The sequence below is a fragment of the Vreelandella azerica genome, from assembly GCF_013112225.1.
Classification (GTDB): domain Bacteria; phylum Pseudomonadota; class Gammaproteobacteria; order Pseudomonadales; family Halomonadaceae; genus Vreelandella; species Vreelandella azerica.
On record NZ_JABFHI010000010.1, the window covers coordinates 1 to 17,425 of the forward strand.

The 17,425-nt window shown below is 48.0% G+C and carries 16 protein-coding genes and 1 pseudogene; 2 read left to right on the forward strand and 15 right to left on the reverse strand.

Annotated features, from left to right (window positions below):
* The 10 genes and pseudogenes from HLB35_RS15445 to HLB35_RS15485 form a co-directional block, all read right to left on the reverse strand.
* The coding region (locus HLB35_RS15445; protein WP_171703260.1) for an SDR family NAD(P)-dependent oxidoreductase at positions 1–457 on the reverse strand (457 nt) is incomplete at its 3' end.
* Between the two features lie 14 nt (positions 458–471).
* Positions 472–1,134: a glycosyltransferase family protein gene (locus tag HLB35_RS15450; RefSeq protein ID WP_171703261.1), complete on the reverse strand. Its 663-nt coding sequence runs from the start codon at positions 1,132–1,134 to the stop codon at positions 472–474.
* Between the two features lie 232 nt (positions 1,135–1,366).
* Positions 1,367–1,765, reverse strand: a complete 399-nt coding sequence (locus tag HLB35_RS15455; protein ID WP_171703262.1) for a hypothetical protein — start codon at positions 1,763–1,765, stop codon at positions 1,367–1,369.
* 387 nt (positions 1,766–2,152) lie between these two features.
* Complete coding sequence (locus HLB35_RS16665) at positions 2,153–2,449, reverse strand: hypothetical protein (RefSeq protein WP_216601595.1); 297 nt, start codon at positions 2,447–2,449, stop codon at positions 2,153–2,155.
* Entirely contained in the window at positions 2,446–3,195 is a 750-nt protein-coding gene (locus tag HLB35_RS15465) for a 3-deoxy-manno-octulosonate cytidylyltransferase (protein ID WP_171703263.1), read from the reverse strand. The genes HLB35_RS16665 and HLB35_RS15465 overlap by 4 nt, the downstream gene beginning before the upstream one ends.
* 28 nt (positions 3,196–3,223) lie before the next feature.
* Complete coding sequence (locus HLB35_RS16670) at positions 3,224–3,511, reverse strand: hypothetical protein (protein ID WP_216601596.1); 288 nt, start codon at positions 3,509–3,511, stop codon at positions 3,224–3,226.
* Positions 3,493–4,830: an aldolase catalytic domain-containing protein gene (locus HLB35_RS15470; protein WP_216601597.1), complete on the reverse strand. Its 1,338-nt coding sequence runs from the start codon at positions 4,828–4,830 to the stop codon at positions 3,493–3,495. The genes HLB35_RS16670 and HLB35_RS15470 overlap by 19 nt, the downstream gene beginning before the upstream one ends.
* Positions 4,827–8,264: a tetratricopeptide repeat protein gene (locus tag HLB35_RS15475; RefSeq protein ID WP_171703264.1), complete on the reverse strand. Its 3,438-nt coding sequence runs from the start codon at positions 8,262–8,264 to the stop codon at positions 4,827–4,829. Before HLB35_RS15475 ends, HLB35_RS15470 begins: the two co-directional genes overlap by 4 nt.
* 124 nt (positions 8,265–8,388) lie before the next feature.
* Positions 8,389–9,480 carry a FliC/FljB family flagellin gene (locus HLB35_RS15480; protein WP_171703265.1) on the reverse strand — a complete coding sequence of 364 codons (1,092 nt, stop codon included), beginning with the start codon at positions 9,478–9,480 and terminating at the stop codon, positions 8,389–8,391.
* A 236-nt stretch (positions 9,481–9,716) separates the two neighbouring features.
* Positions 9,717–10,497 (reverse strand): annotated as a pseudogene (locus tag HLB35_RS15485) (IS5 family transposase); the annotation flags it as partial.
* Between the two features lie 230 nt (positions 10,498–10,727).
* On the opposite strand from HLB35_RS15485, the gene HLB35_RS15490 reads away from it, so the two are divergent.
* Complete coding sequence (locus tag HLB35_RS15490; RefSeq protein WP_171703266.1) at positions 10,728–12,008, forward strand: flagellin N-terminal helical domain-containing protein; 1,281 nt, start codon at positions 10,728–10,730, stop codon at positions 12,006–12,008.
* Entirely contained in the window at positions 11,980–12,981 is a 1,002-nt protein-coding gene (locus tag HLB35_RS15495; protein ID WP_171703267.1) for a flagellin, read from the forward strand. The genes HLB35_RS15490 and HLB35_RS15495 overlap by 29 nt, the downstream gene beginning before the upstream one ends.
* Before the next feature lie 52 nt (positions 12,982–13,033).
* Here the strand turns inward: HLB35_RS15495 and HLB35_RS19045 are convergent, their stop codons facing one another.
* The 5 genes from HLB35_RS19045 to HLB35_RS15520 form a co-directional block, all read right to left on the reverse strand.
* Positions 13,034–13,285, reverse strand: coding sequence for a helicase C-terminal domain-containing protein (locus tag HLB35_RS19045; RefSeq protein WP_171703268.1), 252 nt, complete (start codon positions 13,283–13,285; stop codon positions 13,034–13,036).
* Positions 13,222–15,054: an ATP-dependent DNA helicase gene (locus HLB35_RS15505; RefSeq protein WP_171703269.1), complete on the reverse strand. Its 1,833-nt coding sequence runs from the start codon at positions 15,052–15,054 to the stop codon at positions 13,222–13,224. The genes HLB35_RS19045 and HLB35_RS15505 overlap by 64 nt, the downstream gene beginning before the upstream one ends.
* A 178-nt stretch (positions 15,055–15,232) precedes the next feature.
* Complete coding sequence (locus HLB35_RS15510) at positions 15,233–15,829, reverse strand: type I-E CRISPR-associated protein Cas6/Cse3/CasE (protein ID WP_171703270.1); 597 nt, start codon at positions 15,827–15,829, stop codon at positions 15,233–15,235.
* Positions 15,829–16,770 (reverse strand): hypothetical protein, encoded by a 942-nt coding sequence (locus HLB35_RS15515; RefSeq protein ID WP_171703271.1) that lies wholly within the window; start codon positions 16,768–16,770, stop codon positions 15,829–15,831. The genes HLB35_RS15510 and HLB35_RS15515 overlap by 1 nt, the downstream gene beginning before the upstream one ends.
* Positions 16,767–17,423, reverse strand: coding sequence for a hypothetical protein (locus HLB35_RS15520; RefSeq protein WP_171703272.1), 657 nt, complete (start codon positions 17,421–17,423; stop codon positions 16,767–16,769). Before HLB35_RS15520 ends, HLB35_RS15515 begins: the two co-directional genes overlap by 4 nt.
* Between the last annotated feature and the right edge of the window lie 2 nt (positions 17,424–17,425).

The following is a 17,425-nucleotide window of genomic DNA, read 5'->3' on the forward strand; positions in this document are numbered from 1 at the left end:
AGTGATTGCCCGCGACGAATAGCTTATCAGAGGTCAGTTTAGTCGCGCCATAGAGATTAATTGGGCTGCTGGCCTTATCAGTTGACAACGCCACCAGTTTTTTTACGCCTTTATCAATACAGGCATCAACTAAGTTCATTGCACCCATCACGTTAGTCTTGATGCACTCAAAAGGGTTGTACTCGGCCGTTGGTACAATTTTCGTCGCTGCCGCGTGAACCACGTAATCCACTCCATCCAGCGCGCGATAAAGACGATCACGATCGCGCACATCGCCAATGAAAAACCGCACGCGCGAGTCACCTTCAAACTTCTTGGCCATCTCCCACTGCTTCATTTCATCACGAGAAAAGATGATAACTTTTTTAGGGTTGTAGCGCTCCAGAAGCATAGTTATGAAGGTGTAGCCAAATGAGCCAGTTCCACCAGTGACTAGGATTATAGATTGATCAAACATAAATAATTACACCACTACCTATGAGATGGAGCTACTATGATATGATTATACCCAGAAGATAACACCCTTATTCTGACATTACTGGCTAATGCATATTTCTTCAAGGCTCCGAAAAGTAATTCTCTATTATAAGAGAACTCTTTACCCTCTGGCATATCTTTTTCTTGTGGAAAATTTATAGGGTCAGGAAAATAAAGTGTTGACTTGTTCAAAAATGCACCAGACTCTTCCATTTTCTCTATAATAAAATTAGAAGCCTCTCCTATTCGAGAAAGTACATTGCTTTCAAAATACTCCGGAGATGACCTTTCTTTATAAGCTTCTATTATCTTTCTCAAAGCATCATTATGATCTTTAGCTACATCTCCAACGTCAGACAAACCTTCTATAGACAAGGTTGAGCCGTAGCATGGTTGATAATTTATAGTAGTAACACCTGCCAACAATGACTCAATACCACTTGTACAACCAGATTGAACTACAACGCTAGCACCTTCTATTTCGGCAGATAGGTCTCCCTCAAAAGAAACTTTAACCTCCTTATAATCATGAAAAACTTGACGATAAAAATCAATTCCCTCATCGGGGTGTGGCCTCAATATTATTTGGTACCCTGCAGAGGCAGTATCTTTTACTAAGTCACAAAAAGCCATACTTTCCAAGGTGCTTTTTTCCATCGGCGGTAAATAAAATCCCTTACTTTTGAGCGCCCCACATCTAGGCTCATTAACTCTATATTTCTCTTCGAATAAATAGGCAACGCATACCGCCCAGGATTCGAAGGTACAAACTTCGTACAGAAAAGTATCTTCTTATTTTTCTCTTTATTTTTTTTAAAATATTTGTAAATATCGAACCTTGGATAGCCAGAAACACATAACTTGTCTCTCACCTCAGGTAAATATTTACTTATAACATTAAACTGAAGATCACCCCACAAAAAAATCTTTTTACAAAATCATTTTTTAACAAATGAGGCGGATGAATTCTAAAAATAGCTTTTTCATACGTTTCTTTGATATAGAAACCACCTTCATCATGAAGAAAAAAAATGCTAGTATTATTTTCTCTTACTTTTTTGAATAACTCGTTATCCATATCTGAAGTTGCATTATTCGCAGCAAAACGGCCAAACCAAATAGCATTTGTAGATTGGGAGTGAGCAGGAAATGTGTATTCTTTTTGCCCTACAACTGACACTGCTCCTTTTTTAGCTAACTTGACTGCCATCATCAAACGCCATTCCAAATCACGCTTGGGAGAGTCAACGTTCATAAAAAAGACAGGATAGTTTTTAATTGAAGGCATTACAGTAACCTTTTACAAAAAAATTAAAGAGATTTTCTATATTATCAACACTATGAATTTCATTTTCAGTGCAAAAGGTTTTATAACCTTCAAAATCCGACTATTTGCTCAAAAAATAAAATCAATATTTGATTCAGAAGCAACATGATAATTATACTTACTATCACCCAAAAATAAAGCAAGAAATACAACATTCCCTCGACTCAACTCCCTTTTTACTATAACGTCTTTTTCTTCGGGACTTCCAAAAACTCCACCATTAAATAACTCTAGTAGTCCGCGTTGCTGAAATATCTTGCAAAGCTCGCGTTGACCGCCTCCAGACGGAATTAGCCAACGAGTATTTGGTGACTGGTCACGCAGTTGACCCAGGCCTGTAGCAGCTTCTCAGGTTAATAAGCCTTGGTACACTTGAGCAGCATACCGGTGCAGTAGCACATCAAGTTGAGAGCCACAACCATGGATTGCTTTAGCAGGCACAATATAATCAAGAAGATAAGCAATTTTTTTATACCGTAATATGCCACCATGCTTAATATGGTATTCCACCATAGCATTAGCAGCATCTTCCCCGTAAGGGAGTGTGGTGTAAAAAAAAGCTTCCGTCTTAACTTGATTAGAGTTCAGAACAACACCGTCAAAATCAAAAATAAGAGTGTTATATTGAAACATTAAGAACTTCATGAAGGCACCTGCTTAGCATGCCTTAAAAGAGCAGCTTCCACATTAGCTACATCTTCTTTCGTATCCACAGCTAAACTCCCGGGACGAGTTTCCACCATGCGAATGATTTTATCTAATTCTAAAAAGCGCAGGATCTCGATGTCTTCGCTATACTCCAGTTCACTCTTGCGCCCAAAATTTTGGAAGGCAATCAGCTCAGCACGGGTAAAGGCGTAGATACATACTTGCTTCTTGTAGCGCATAGGTGCGTATTTAGGATCCTTAAATCCGGGTAGCGCCACCCGCGACATGTAAACCAGCTCATTGCGTTCATTGGTAATCAATTTGGGAATATTAACACTGTGCGGATCTTCCTGGCTTGAGATCCAACTATACCCATTGATAACATCATCCATATTGACCAGCTTAGCGTCACGCACATTGATAATATCGGCTGGATTCACTAGCGGCTCATCGCCCTGCACATTGATGTAAATGTCCGCTTCTACTTGTTCTGCCGCCTGAGCTAGTCTATCAGTACCGGTCTGGGCGTCATCGGTGGTCATCACTGCCTGGAAGCCAGCGTTTTCCACTACCTCGATAATTCGTTGGTCTTCAGTAGCCACATACACATTTTTTACACCCAAAGCGCGCGCTGAAAGTTCAGCAATCCACAAGATCATCGGTTTGCCAAGCAAAGGCACCAGCGGTTTACCCGGGTAACGGCTGGAACCGTAACGGGCTGGGATCATCACCACACTTCGCATATATTTACCTCAACTCAATATTACGTGTTCAGAGGGCGTAAACGGATTCGGTATGTAAGTCATAGCGTGTAGGAGTAATCGCCGTGATAGAGAGGGCACCCGTAGCTGTTTGATAGTGCTTGAATAACTGCTGCATCTCCTGGCTTCGTGGATCATCTGCGCCATACCCATCGAATCCAGCCATCACAATTCGTATTGCCTTACCGCTAGTTGCCACTGCTAATGCATAAGCAACGACCAGCGAATTCGGAGCAGTGCAGTAGGTATCAACAAATTCAAAGGTGTCCGGCTGAACATTTAAGCCAAAATCCAGCACCTTTTATTGCCCAAGGAAGCTTGAACGTCTTTGGGAAGCATGGAAAATGGTGTAATGAGTGGCTGGGGTAATTGAGTATGAGCCTCGCAATCTGCCAGCAGGCGCACGGGATGGCAGGCCACACGTAGATCGATAAGCTCAGCCTCAATCGCTGTTTGCGTATTGAGCGCCATTACCAGTGGCTGATGGGTGCGGATATAACGCTCAATCGCCTCGCGATGACGTGCGGCTCCAGGGCCACTGCCCAGCAACAATACCTCACGTTCTTCAAATTGTGTCTTCGGTGCCCACTGCCCTTTGGGCTCACCACGATAAAAATGCCGCGCAGCATCCAATGTATTAAGGTTGAATTTTTTGCCACCTTCGACACGCAGATGCTCGATTACTGCCAGTACGTCTTCTTCGTCGTAGCGAGAGTCGCTGAGCATCTCCTGAATGTAGGTAGGATGAATGCCATATTTACCCGCCAGATAGTAATAGGGGTTAGTACCCCAACCATAGTGGCTCTGCATCGGCTTGAAGTACTCACGCACCAACGCCATCAGCGGCACTAGGTTAACCTGCTTGCCCCGCCGCGCCCCCAGTTCAATGGCAAGCTCTTCGGTGCGAGCATTGCCTGGACCACGACCCATACCCGTCACAGTAGAATCTACCCAAGTAACGCCTGCATCCAGCGCATGTAAGGTATTGGAGAGTGCCAACCCCTTATTATCATGAGTATGAATACCCATCGCGCCACTCCACCCGCTGCGGAACCACTGAATAATCAGCGCAGTTTGTTCTGGATCCATGCTGCCCATGCTATCGGCAAAATAGAGCACGTCTAGAGGATAGCTGGCTGCTACGCAAGAAATGGCTTTTACTTCGTCTTCCTTGCGATCAGCTACCTGCATCAGGTTGAACCCGACCTGGTACCCACGCGCCTTGAGCCAATTCACCGCAGGCAAGGCCTCTTCAAACTCATAAACGTGACAGGCAATACGTACTAGATCGACCGGGGACTCCGCAGCCAACACAGGAAACAGGCGCTCAAGTGCTTCTTGTTGAGGCAGTTCACCCACTAGCTCGCTACCATTGACCATTACACAGACGGCCAGCCCCGCCGGGGCTGAGATGCTACGGATGTACTCATCCGTGGTGTAGGCACAAGCCCCCTTAAAACCAATATTATGCAGTGAGCGAAACCCAAGCTCCACCATATCTACTCCGCATGCCTGCATAGCCTCCAAGTAATTCTGAATTAGCTTGCTGGAGAAATCCCACCCATTGTAGTAACCACCATCGCGAAGAGTGCAGTCCAGAAATACAGTGTTTTTCATGAACTTTTATCTCCATAAGATAACTTTTCTTGAACGCGACGTTCCAGTTGAGCTGCTAGCTTCCTAGAGATATTAAGAACGTGATTCCGGCTATCAGGCTTTTCGATCTTTGTTATCTTTATAGCTCTAAAAAATTTGAATTCATTACGATCATCCATATAGATATGGGAATCAAAATTAGACATGAGCCAGCATTCCACTCCCAACGATCCTGCATGTATGAAAGGAAAATTTTCTGTGGCAATAACTAAGTCAAGTGATTTAGTAATAGCCGAAACCTCTTCCAAGTTGTTTTTCATATCCACATCTGGCATCTCATGGATAGAAACTCCCTGATCTCTAAGTTCAGAAACATCATCCGTAACGTTGAAATACATGAGGCTTACGAAGACGACACCCTTGACTTCAAGAATAGGAGAGAAATTTTCTTTTTTTGTCCCAAAGTAAGTCTTTGCTTTTTTCAGATTGGTTATCCCTCCTGCCCAAGATACTCCTACAAAAATTTTGTCATTACCAAACTCATCTTCCAGGTATTTACGCCACTTTGAGGTTTTTGTCAAGCTGCACTGAAGATAGCCAGAATAATCCGGAAAGGATGAGGAGTCGCGATGGAAAAGACGAACCAGTGAGCCTACTGGAATATGAGCACTAATATTCTTTCCCTTCAGCGAGGGGAGGGGTCTATTCTCCTTTATTGGCATTATTTCGATGTGTCCGAAAGTTTTCTTAAACAACCTGGCAAGTCTCTCACGGCATTGAAAAACAATATTGCATGCCGGTTTATCTAAAAATGTTAGGCAGGCAGCAAACATGATTTCATCACCTAGCCCTTGCTCATGCCAGACTAAAACCTTGCCTTTATCAAGAGGTTTGCCGTCCCAACGTGGCACATCGAATTCACGTCCCGGGTTTCTTTCACCTGCCTCAAACCCCCATTCATATTCATCCCAGCCTTCTCCTATCTTGCCTTTTTTCAACAAGATATTGGATAGAGCCCAGTGCAGATTGGCATCTGCTGGGTGCTTGACCAACAAGCTTTGTATAACATCCTCTGCCGAATCATAAAGGCCTAATCTTGTATAAATCTGCCCCATAGTAGTCAGGGATGATTTGCTCAATTTCCCTTCGTCAATCTTGCGAACCATCTCAAGCGCATCAGCATGGCGACCCAAAGCAGTCAAGGCGAGTGCATACTCAAAACATACTCGATTATCTCTAGGGGATGCCTTGTGGCAGACCTTCAGATACTGCATTGCTTTTGCCGAATTATGCAGACCATTTTCAGCCACACCTAAGTAGTAAGAAAAGTTTAGCTTGCGGGGATGATATGTAACACCTTGACGAGCAGCAAGACGCAATGCGGACCAATCTTTAAGGCTATGCAGCACCTGAAGCAAGTTCATACGCATATCGATGTTTTCAGGTTCTTGGCTCACCCCTTGTCGCGCCCATTGCAGCGCAGATGGCCAGTTTTCATGCTGGATGTAAAATGTAACCAGCAGCTGGATGAGTCGACGACTACCGCCACTGTGACACATCACCGTTTCCAGCAAGTCAATATTCTGGTTATAGAGTTCTTTGATATTGACGGTCAGCTCACCGAGAGTCTCCCAAGAGGGTAGATAGGCAGGCCTGTGAGCAATCGCTTGTATGCACGCAATAATAGCTTCACTTTGTGCCTTTAGATGGTGGTGGATTGTGGCCTTGATAAGACAAGCCTCAGCAGCGACATCAGACTCCTCAGGAATTTGCTCAAGCTGCTGCAGAGCCAGATCATAGTGCTTTTGCTGCATTAACGCCTGTGCCTTCACAAGCTGTACCTCAGAACCGTTGATTTCCAGGCGATTAAGAACTGCCAGCGCCTTGTTGGCTTTCTGGGTATTAATCAGCCAGAAGGCTAAATAGATCGCTGCCTGCGGGTTTGCTTCATGCCCACGCAGCGTGACAAGCAGAGTCTCAGTATCTACTTGCTTACCCTGAAGAACACTCAACTTTGCTTGTTCGGCAAGGCTCAAGGGGCATGCAGGCATTTGTTCCCGATATCCTGCAAGCCACTGCTCGGCAGCACTGAAGGCACCTTCCCGGCGTAGTCGAATTGCTTCATCAATACTTTTGCTGACTGCAGCCGCTTCACTTCCTCTATTGAACCAGTGCCCCTTTTCAGTATCAGTAAATTCTAGCTCCGAGGGAAACCAAGCACCTTGCTGGGCGCTGATCTGGGCCTTACGCCAGTAGATGAGTGTATCTAACTGCTCGGTGGTGCCAAGACCTACCTTGCTTGCTTGTTGAATGAGGCGATAACCTTCGACAAAACGCTCTTCCTTTTCTATCGTGTCGAGTAACTCAAACACATAGGTGGACTCACGCAAAGGGCTTCCCGCGAGGGGATAGACTTCTTGTAGAGCTGCAATATCCTGGGTGATATCTCCTGAGAGAGAAGATCTTCGGTCGGATTCTACCGCAGTTGTTTCTTCGACCTCGGTTTTGGCTGTCTCATATTCTTCGCCGGAATAGTCTGGCTCTTCACCCATGTCAGACGTATCCCACCATTGCACCTGGGCCGCACTGAACAGCGATGAAGAAAAACTGCTTTCAAAGAACGGTTCTCCTACTGCCAGGGTTAGCCCTTCCGCCTCGAGATAAGCCTGGGCCTTGAGCGGGTCTAATTGGTAGAGTACATCATAGGTGAGATCTGCCATGCCATAAATGGTATGTAGCAGGAAACTCAATTTGTTGAGTTTTCCAGGTGAAAGGCTAGCCATGCGCTCCCTGCAAGGAATGAAGAGAGCGTTGGCCGAGGCAAGTTCCGTTGCCTGATCGCTAAGCAGTGACTGCTCCTGCGGAAAATGGCTGTAATGGGAGTACTGGTTCAAGCTGTAAAAACGAAAACCATGACGCGATGCCCAGTGGCTCAACTGCATGAGATCTGGCTGGTGGTGGTGGGTGGGCTGGAAAACCACGCGCGCCTGTATCAACAAGGTATCTTCAAGAGTCCTTATGCCATTTTCTAGCACTGCTAGGCTATCGCTATTGTCGGCAAGAATCAGCCAATCAAGGCTCTCCAGCCCTTCAATATTGTCCAAGGCAATGGTTTGGATAGGCAGTTTTGCCAGTACACGAGCTTGTGCACGCTCTCTTGGCGGCAGTTGCTCAGGAGGCAGTGGAGGCAGAGTGCTTGTCATTTCAGGGGCAAGACAGGCATGGAGCTCAGTCGCCATGCCATTACCAAGCACGGCATGACGAAAGAGTTGCACATCTTCCTTGTCGGCAAGCTGCTCAGGGTTTTCGACTCGGCTACTGGGATCAAAAGCAATGACAGCAAATGTACCTAGGCTCATTAACGTGTCAAAGCCTTCTTGCATCAGGAGTTCGCTATTATTGTCGATCACAACGATTTTACCTGGCAGTTGCCAGTCGAAAGCCGTGGTGTTCATAGATAGTCTATTCCTAGTAGGTGTGCCAACGCGTATTAATGACCATAACAGTTTCCGCCAAAACGAAACAGGCTCCCCTGAGGAAGCCTGATGTACGTCAACGTGATAATAAGTTTTTAAGCAATTAACCCAACAAAGATAAAACGTTCTGCGGGATCTGGTTGGCCTGTGCCAGAACAGAGGTACCTGCCTGCTGAAGAATCTGCGAGCGGGTCATATCAGCCACTTCTACTGCATAATCAGCATCTTCGATGCGAGATCGAGCAGCTGAGAGGTTAGTCTCGTTGGTACTTAAGTTTGTAATAGCCGACTCAAATCTGTTCTGGACAGCACCAAGCTCTGAGCGTAAGTTATCAACAGTATTTAAAGAAGCATCTAAGTTTCCGAGAGGATTACTGAACCGTGAAGCTCCGGGCACCTCAGAGCCAACTGTTACAGTTACAGCAGTTATTTCACCTGCATCATTGGTTGTGGTTCTAAGATTATCAACAGCAAAAGTACCGCCACCGCTAGAAAGCTCTACAAAGTAGTTGCCATTTTGGTCTTCTACTAGCGTACCACCAGATGCGGCATCGTTCCCATCTAGTGTAACGCCCGCACCACCAGATACGATAGTTGAACCTTCAAAAGTGCCACCGCCAGAAATAGTGCCGCCTGCAGCGAGATCACTAGTTGCCCCTACTGCACCATTTACGTTGAAATCGTCCAGATTCAAAGTATCAGAATTAATTGCTGTTAACTCAACAGAAATTACTTCGCCGTCATTAGCGCCGACCTGAATATTAATAGCCTCAGAGCCTTCATCAAGAACTTTAACGCCATTAAAGTCAGTTTCTTCTGAAATGCGATCAATTTCAGTAATACGTTGATCAATTTCATTTTGGATCGAATTAAGGTCAGCTTGACTATTAGTACCATTTTGGCTCTGAACAGTCAGTTCACGGATACGCTGCAAGTTATCATTGATCTGATTCAAGCCGCCTTCTGCAGTCTGAGCAACAGAAATACCATCGTTAGCATTACGCTGAGCTTGGCTAAGACCCGTGATTTGGGAGCTCATACGATTGGCGATGGCCTGACCAGCTGCGTCATCTTTAGCACTGTTAATACGCAGGCCAGAAGATAATCTCTCCATGGATGTGCTGAGCGCGTTTTGAGACTCACGCAGGTTCTGCTGGCCGATCATGGAAGTGATGTTAGTATTGATCACGGACATAGTAATTCTCCTGTCAATTGGACTGGCCGTTGAGGCCTTCTTTTCGGCCACATTGTGTGCCGTTATTAACAATTACGGCCAATCAGGAGCAACCTTTAGGGTATGAACAATTTTTTTTTCGATCCCGGCAAAATACTGCCTCATCTGGCTGTTTTCCCCACCTCCTCCTTTAAGGAACCGCTGAGCAGCTGATGCGCTCAGCGCAGCAAATTTCGAGCCTCAGGCGGCCTATCCGGCTACCAGGCCTCATCAACTCGGCCTTCGCATCGCTTAGCCAGCACCAGGTTTGCTAGAGCGAATAAGCTGAACAACTGCGCCTGGTTCTTAGCCAGTCCCTTGTGGCGAACCTTCCGGTAGCCAAAGAGGTTCTTGACGACATGAAACGGATGCTCAACCTTGGCGCGAATGCTGGCCTTGTTTTTTTCGTATTCCAACAGCAGCGTTTTCATCGGTCTATTTTCCATCGTCTTGATAGTGCCACGCTTGGCAGCGACACAGCACCGTGAATCCGGGGCATCCTTCTCTTCGCCCAGATACTTCCCCATGCCGATGTAACCCGCGTCGCCATATACCTGTTTATCGTCATCCCGGACCAGGTGGCTTTTCATGGTCACATCAGCAACGTTGGCCGAGGTGGTGGAGACACTATGGGTCAGTCCTGTCACGGCATCAACGCCGATATGAGCTTTTAGTCCGAAGAACCACTGATTTGCCTTTCTTGGTTCGCTTCATCTCCGGACCACGCTGCCTGGCCTTGCTCTTGGTAGAGGGAGCGGCCGCCACAATGGTGGCATCGACGATGGTGCCCTCGCGCATGAAGAGACCCTGCTCGCCAAGGCTAGCGTTGATCTCCTCGAAGATCCGTTGGGTCAGGGCATGCTTTTCCAGCAGCGTTGTGGCATCGGACACGCTTTCAATGGCCAGATCAATACCGATGAAGTCACGCATGGCCTGGCTGTCGTAGATGGCATCTTCCAGCGATTCATCGGCAAGCGAATACCACTGTTGTAGGAAGTATTATGCAGCGTTTTCTTAGTATGCTTTGCTCACGCTGATGGAGAGGCAATCTGTATAAAATGGCGCCTATCGCTAAGTATGATAAGGATGTTTATACTCTGCTCATAGCAGCCATACCGCAAAGCTGCCGTGCTTCAAGCCCGCTTTGTTGAGGTATGAGCGTTAAAGTTTAGCTGTAGCTGCCCGAGAATAGACAACGTAACCAATCATGGACGACGAGTAGACCCTATATGTCGGTGATCAATACCAACCTTTCCTCGCTTGTTGGCCAGCAACACCTAAAAAAATCGCAGGCAACCATTGCGACCAGCATGGAGCGTCTCTCCTCTGGTTTGCGAGTGAATAGTGCCAAGGATGATGCAGCAGGGCAGGCAATTGGCAATCGCATGACGAGCCAGATCATCGGGCAAGGCCAAGCCATGCGTAATGCTAACGATGGCATCTCGATGATCCAGACAGCGGAGGGTGCGCTGAGCCAAATCAATGATCATTTACAGCGAGTGCGCGAACTGTCCGTTCAGGGTCTCAATGGCACCATTACGGCAAGAGACGCCGATGCCATACAGGCAGAAATTAATCAGAACCTGAAAGAAATCGACCGCCTCCAAACGGAAACGGATTTCAATGGCATACCGCTGCTTGATGGCAAAACAGGTGCGCTTGACTTACAGCTCGGCGCAAATGATACCGAAACGCTGCCAGTCGACCTGGGTTTTCAAGCCTTCAGCGTTGAGGCACTTGGCCTTGAAGATTTCACTATTTATGGCTTGGAAGGTGAGATTATTCCGCGCGACACGCTGATAGGTAGTGCTAAAGACATTGAGTTACGCCCTGCTCCAGGCTCCGAAGTCACAACTGACCTATCTATGTTTGTGAACGGTGTGCTACAGGATAATTCTGAGTCTGATTTTGTCAGGGGCACCGGGGATTTCGGAGGACGCTATATCGAAACTCAGGAAGGTGGGAAACCACAGTATTATTACTACTCTCGACAGGATGCTACACACTTCACTGAAACCAATAATAATGAAATCATTATTGAAGCTAATAGCCCGATTTTCTCCGAGACAAGCGCAGTAGCCATTCCTACCAATTCCTCTCAGCAGACGTTTGAGCTAAGTGACGGAAGCAACGTAGCAGCAGGTAACAATCCCCAGCTGGTGAACGCGAATGGCGATTACTTTATTCGTACGCAGGAAGATGGGCTGACTATTTATCGCGAGGCATCTGTCTCTCTGGAAGGGATTGAAAGTACTCCACAGTTAACGACTCAAGCTAAGAATATTACCACCTATACCGATACATCCTTCACACCGATTACTGATAGCGACAACATCACCGTGGATGTTAACGGTACGCCACAGGCAAATTCCTATGGCAGCTATTCAAACGTTATCTTCGAAACCAGCACTGGCGCTACTTTTTCAAGCGGCAGCCAGTCGCTGGTTGAGCATGGTGGTGACTATTACATTCAACAAGTAGATGGCGGTAACACGACATTTTGCCGCTGATCTTAGTTCAACGGACGGCAGTACTCTTAATGTGAAAGCTAGCGAGTCTGGTGGCGTGATACAGGCAGGTTTTAGCACTCCAACGTCCGTCAGCACGATTTCTTTCGATACCGCGGATTTGAATGTCAGTTCGCTTGGCCTATCGACCGGTGACGCCAGACTGCTGGACTACAGGTTTAGCAGCGGTGGCTACTATGTGGAGGATGCTTCTGGCGTCAAACCTACCTACACCAAAGTGAGCTTCTCTATCACAGCTGATGACACCACTACGGTTGATGTCGATGTATCTCAGGAAGTAGGTGCAGCGCCACAATCATTTTCGTCAGTTGAAAGGATTTATGGCGATTCAGTGATCACGCTTGACCAATCCAATGTGGAAATTAATTATACTGAAGAAAATGAGGATGGCAGTTTCAGAACCTATAGTGATGCGTTGCGTCAAGATGATGATGGCAACTACTTCATGCGCTTATCTAACGATTCAGATCAAGATAGCTTCAGAAAAGCCACTCTCGTCGACAACGTTACCAGTGACACAACATTGTTGCAGGTCTCGCAGGGCGCTAGCGAAGTATTAATCTACTATGAGTTCAGTTTTTCCGGCAATACAGATGCTGACCTCAATCAAGCAATATCGGGTGAAAAACGCACTGTGCTTAACATTACCGCAGATGCTGATGAGATTCGCATCAAGCAACCCAATAACCCGTTGAGCGTACTGGATGATGCGATTCAAAGCGTCGACGAACAACGTAGCCTTTTGGGTGCAACACAAAATCGTGTTGAAAGCCGAATCGAAGGACTCAATACAGCTCGTATGAACAGCGCTGCAACTCGCTCGCGAATTATGGATGCCGACTATGCTCAGGAAAGCGCAGCAATGGCTCGCGCACAAATCTTGCAGCAAGCAGGTAACAGTGTATTGGCAAAGGCCAATCTACGCCCTGAATCCGTTCTGAACCTGTTAGGGTAAGCACCTCTACTCACCCCTACTCCGTCAATCAAGTTTAAGATATCCAAGGTACTCACAACAACGCTGACAGTGATGACGATGGTGATTTCGAATCTAGGGTGTCTTTCTCACCTGGCTCTTCCGCTTGCTGATACGCCAAGCGAAAACGTGCAGGAATAGCACTTATCAAATTCTTCCTTGTATAGACACCGCTACATGCTGGATAACCAGACGGCCTAGGGATACGTGGTTCCAGCAAGGTCACCAAGACCTCGTCATCGGGATGACGAATGGCGCGCCCCAACCCCTGACGGAGCTTATGCAACGTTCGAACCGTGTTTTTCTCTGCAGCATGCCTTTGGCTATTCGAGTAGCGTCCTGCTCGCTAACATCACGACGGCGCAGTAACTGCTCTACCAAATGTTGCTCTACCTGACTGAGTATTGGGCGTGGGTTGCGCAATACCACCAGGTGCTGCCAATACGCCTGATCATCTTCCCGGTCAGGCGACAGCCCTTCCCACCCAGCAGGTGTAAGTAAGATGGTATCTTTATCCAGCTTAGCCATCACTTCACTTAGCCCCATACCAGGCTGATGCGCCATCAAACGATCTGAGTGCTCTACCGGCCAGTGGGCTGCCAATACAGTTACATCTGTATAACTGGCACATAGCACCAAGGTACGCCCCGGCTGATCCACAAGGTAGGGAACCACTGTGCGGGCAAACGGCTGGGATAATCCGTATTCACCACTTTCCTTCTGTGCCAGCGGATGAGGCAGTTCACGCGGCAAACGAAAGCGGATACTCCCAAATTGCTGCGCCTGAAAACTGCGTTGTAGGCCACTGCGTTTATGGGTGACCGGCAGCTGCAGCCGACTTCGCATATAGCGAAAGTTGGGTGTTTCGCCTGGAGCGTGATCAAGATCTGACAAGGTTGCTGAGGTCAGCATGGTAACGCGCTCACTAGCCCCCGACTTCAAACTGGACGCTGCACTCGGTGCATGGGCAACAACCCCTGGCAGACCCAGTACCGGCGAGTAATCCAGCACCAGATAGCGGCTTGATTCGCGTAGCCTGGTAGCTATTTGCTCCGCGCCCTGGCAAAGGTGCTGCCATTCACGCCATAGGGCAGCCTCATGGCTGTGTTCGCGTAAGCGCAATTTTAGCAGTGCAGTCACGGCCTCTTGAAGGGCTTCACTCTGGTAAGGCGTTAAGCCATGGGCACTACCCGCGTATTCACGATGCGTCATGTTTTCAAGCAGGTTGCGCCACTGCTTGGCAAGCCGGTGCTGTTTCAACTGCTCCAGCAACTGCGTGGCTGTTTTCAATGAAACACGATGACTGAGCAACTCCTCCGCAATTTCAGGGTAGTGCTCGGCCTCATCCAGTAATAGCGCGTAAGGAGATTCGGCTTGGGTGATTTTGCCCCGAGTGACTAGATCCACGGCCAATAAGGCGTGGTTAATTACCAGAATATCGCTTTGCTGCGCCTGCTCGTGTAGCACTTCTAGGCTTTCTGGCATGGGGTCGCTATGACGCAAGGCTATATCGGACAATCGCCAACCATCTGGCAGCATGGCAGGGTCTAAATCGAGCAGGCAACCGTCATTTTCCAACGCCCATTGAGCCAGGCGCTGATGAGTACTTGGAAGATGCCTGTTATCCAAAGCATCTTCTAATTGCGTAACCCCCAAATTAAGCATCAACCTTTCAGGGCTTAAGTAGTTTTCTCGCCCCATTCGCAACGCGAAGCTGACTTGAGGTAACCGCGCAGCCGCCAGATAATCCTGGATGATAGCCAAGTTCCCTGGTTGCAATAGCTGACGTTGCAACGTCCGCGAATGAGTCGAGATCAACGCTCGGCGAGCAGCCTGCTGCCCGCCCATCAATTTGCCTTTCGCGACCCAGTCAGCCAATACCAGCTGGTAAGCTAAGGATTTACCAATGCCAGTATCGCCTTCAACAAAGTGGAGCTTGCCTGTTTGGCTTATGCCTTCAATCAGGGCTTCAGCATAGGCAATCTGTACCGGACTACGCTGGAAACCTTGACGGGTTGGCAACTGTTCACTCAAATAGTGAATCACTGGATGCATCAGTACAGGAGCCCTGTGGTATAAGAAAAGAACGGTGCAAGAGCTGCGCCTTGGAGTTACCAAGGCGCTTTCCCGCAAAGGCGAGATTTCTAGACGTTCCATACTGGTTTGAAGTCCATTGCAAGCACTTCCGCTAAGGCGGAACGCCAATATGATAACAGTTAACGGTGTTAACTATCTAACCTCCCTGACACAACATACCCATCCCATAGGCACGCAGACGCGAGACCCCCTTCAGCCACGCGTTAGCAGCCAGCGTTTCATCAATCACCTTAACCTGTGCATCCACCCATACAACTTCTTGCTGTTGAGCCTTTTGTCGACGGTGATGCCATTTTCCTAGTGGTGATATGGAAAGTGTCGCTGGATCAATCGCAAACCCTTGATGCTCCATGCGCTCCACCAATAAATTTGGCCAGCGCTCTCGCGGTGCCGGAATATGCTGACTGCGCTTCAGTCTCTGCCCTGTAGGTGATAAACGCGTTGACATCGTTGGTACCCATTGCCAGCTTAGCGACAGTTCAGTGCCGTGTGATACGTCCACACAGTGATGCTGCGCATGCGGAAATTCGTGGATGGAACGGATGGTAAAAAGATGGCGGCTTTGCGTTAGCCAATCAGCACGAAAGATAAAGGGCCGTTCACGTTGCCTATAGTGAGCATGGTCAGTGAATAGCTGCCACGCCTTGCGGTGGTAATCCTCCAACGTGACTACTTGGTCAGGAACGTTGCCAGGATGACAAAGCGCTGTGGCTTCATAGTAATGCACCTGCATCAAAATAAAGCTCCCTGCTGTGGAGCCGAAGGTGTTTGCTGAGCCAGCGCAGGGAATGGTTTTGGATGACAGTACGGCAATAAATCGTCCAGAAAATCCATGATAACCCCCAGCACGGTGGGCAACTGTAAACGATCGTAAGGATCAAGGGGTAATGACTGCATCAATGCTGCTGGTTCAGGCACTTTAGCGAGCCATTTTTCAAACGCTTTATCGTCTCGGTGACCTTCTGCCGCATCCAGAATGGGTTTCCAAAACACAATGCTACCAGCCTTTTTATGCAGCCCCTGCTGATGTAGCTGCTCTGCAGTTAACAGCATGGCATGCAGATTCATGACACGAACCCCACGATCGCTATTGCACCATACCTCGTGCAGCGAATAGGTAGGCGTTAGCTGGCGCATGAGTACATCAACCTTGCGCCCCCAATTCTCGATGTAGACAAAGCCATCTACCAGCGGATCAAGCGCGCCTTGGGAAAGCAATGATATCAGGCGTACCAGCGATTTTTGCGTACTCAGCCTACCTTGCTGTCCAAACTCTCCCTCTCGATATTTTTCAAACAACTTGGGCGGCAACGTCAGATACAACTCTGACCGCGGCGTAATAATACCGCCAGACCCCACCAGCATTCCCAATTTTCCATATATCGGAGTACGGGTTTTACCTGTCACGTTGAACCGCTCCAGCCCCAGCATCTCCTCGCTGGGAATCCTCGGCGTGTAACAGGTCAAGCAGACATATTCTGTTTCACCATTTTTACCGTAATGGTACCTCACTGCCTGAAAAGGCGCTTCAACCTCACACCAAGAGCGATCACAACAGGCACAGCTGGGTGTCTCGGGCGTTAATGTTTCAAAAAAGGCGCCTTTGCGCAGTGATGCTGTAGCTTCAAAAAGACGCTGGTAGGCAAGAGAATGCAACTTCGATGCCCCTGTCATGTCAGCACCTCACGCAGAATACGAGGTGGCCGATACACAGCTTCATCTTCTCCCCAGGGCGTCAGGCGAAGTGCATCGGCTTGAGGTGTATAGGTAAAGTCAGTGTGCAAGCCAGGATCCCGCCAGCTACGCTGTCGCCAGCGTGCTTGGTCATCAGATTCAGTCGATACAAACGTCACCGCACCTTGGCCGTGGCTATAGCCAATGCCGATATGGGGCACTTCACTTAGAAGATCAACACAGGCATCTGGGTTCCCTTCTGCATAAAATACAATATAAGGACACAACCGCCCCTGTTGTTGGGTGAGCTTGGGTGCCCAATCACCACCGTCAATACGCAACGGGGCGCGCACATTGCGTGCTGCCAACAGCGGTAAGCGGTATAGATAGGTAATCAAACCGATCTGATGCGCTTCCAGCCCAAATTGCGGCGTGACACCAAAAATCAGCTGAGATGCCCGGAAAGCTCCCTGGTTTTCATCGAATACCAACGGTAACGAATGAGGTGATGACCAGTCCATTTCACGGCGACACGCTGCTTCGTAGAGCAAGGTATCCAGGCGAGGCACCACATGGGGCAACACCAATGGCGTATGTAATTGAAGGATCAGCTTGAACGGCCGGGCTTGCTCAGGAGACTGAGGTGGACCCAATC

Coding starts and splice junctions, on each gene's coding strand:
- HLB35_RS15450 (WP_171703261.1), bottom strand. CDS start 1,134: ATGGAAAAAAGCACCTTGGAAAGTATGGCTTTTTGTGACTTAGTAAAA.
- HLB35_RS15455 (WP_171703262.1), bottom strand. CDS start 1,765: ATGCCTTCAATTAAAAACTATCCTGTCTTTTTTATGAACGTTGACTCT.
- HLB35_RS16665 (WP_216601595.1), bottom strand. CDS start 2,449: ATGAAGTTCTTAATGTTTCAATATAACACTCTTATTTTTGATTTTGAC.
- HLB35_RS15465 (WP_171703263.1), bottom strand. CDS start 3,195: ATGCGAAGTGTGGTGATGATCCCAGCCCGTTACGGTTCCAGCCGTTAC.
- HLB35_RS15470 (WP_216601597.1), bottom strand. CDS start 4,830: ATGAAAAACACTGTATTTCTGGACTGCACTCTTCGCGATGGTGGTTAC.
- HLB35_RS15475 (WP_171703264.1), bottom strand. CDS start 8,264: ATGAACACCACGGCTTTCGACTGGCAACTGCCAGGTAAAATCGTTGTG.
- HLB35_RS15480 (WP_171703265.1), bottom strand. CDS start 9,480: ATGTCCGTGATCAATACTAACATCACTTCCATGATCGGCCAGCAGAAC.
- HLB35_RS15490 (WP_171703266.1), top strand. CDS start 10,728: ATGTCGGTGATCAATACCAACCTTTCCTCGCTTGTTGGCCAGCAACAC.
- HLB35_RS15495 (WP_171703267.1), top strand. CDS start 11,980: ATGGCGGTAACACGACATTTTGCCGCTGATCTTAGTTCAACGGACGGC.
- HLB35_RS15505 (WP_171703269.1), bottom strand. CDS start 15,054: ATGCATCCAGTGATTCACTATTTGAGTGAACAGTTGCCAACCCGTCAA.
- HLB35_RS15510 (WP_171703270.1), bottom strand. CDS start 15,829: ATGCAGGTGCATTACTATGAAGCCACAGCGCTTTGTCATCCTGGCAAC.
- HLB35_RS15515 (WP_171703271.1), bottom strand. CDS start 16,770: ATGACAGGGGCATCGAAGTTGCATTCTCTTGCCTACCAGCGTCTTTTT.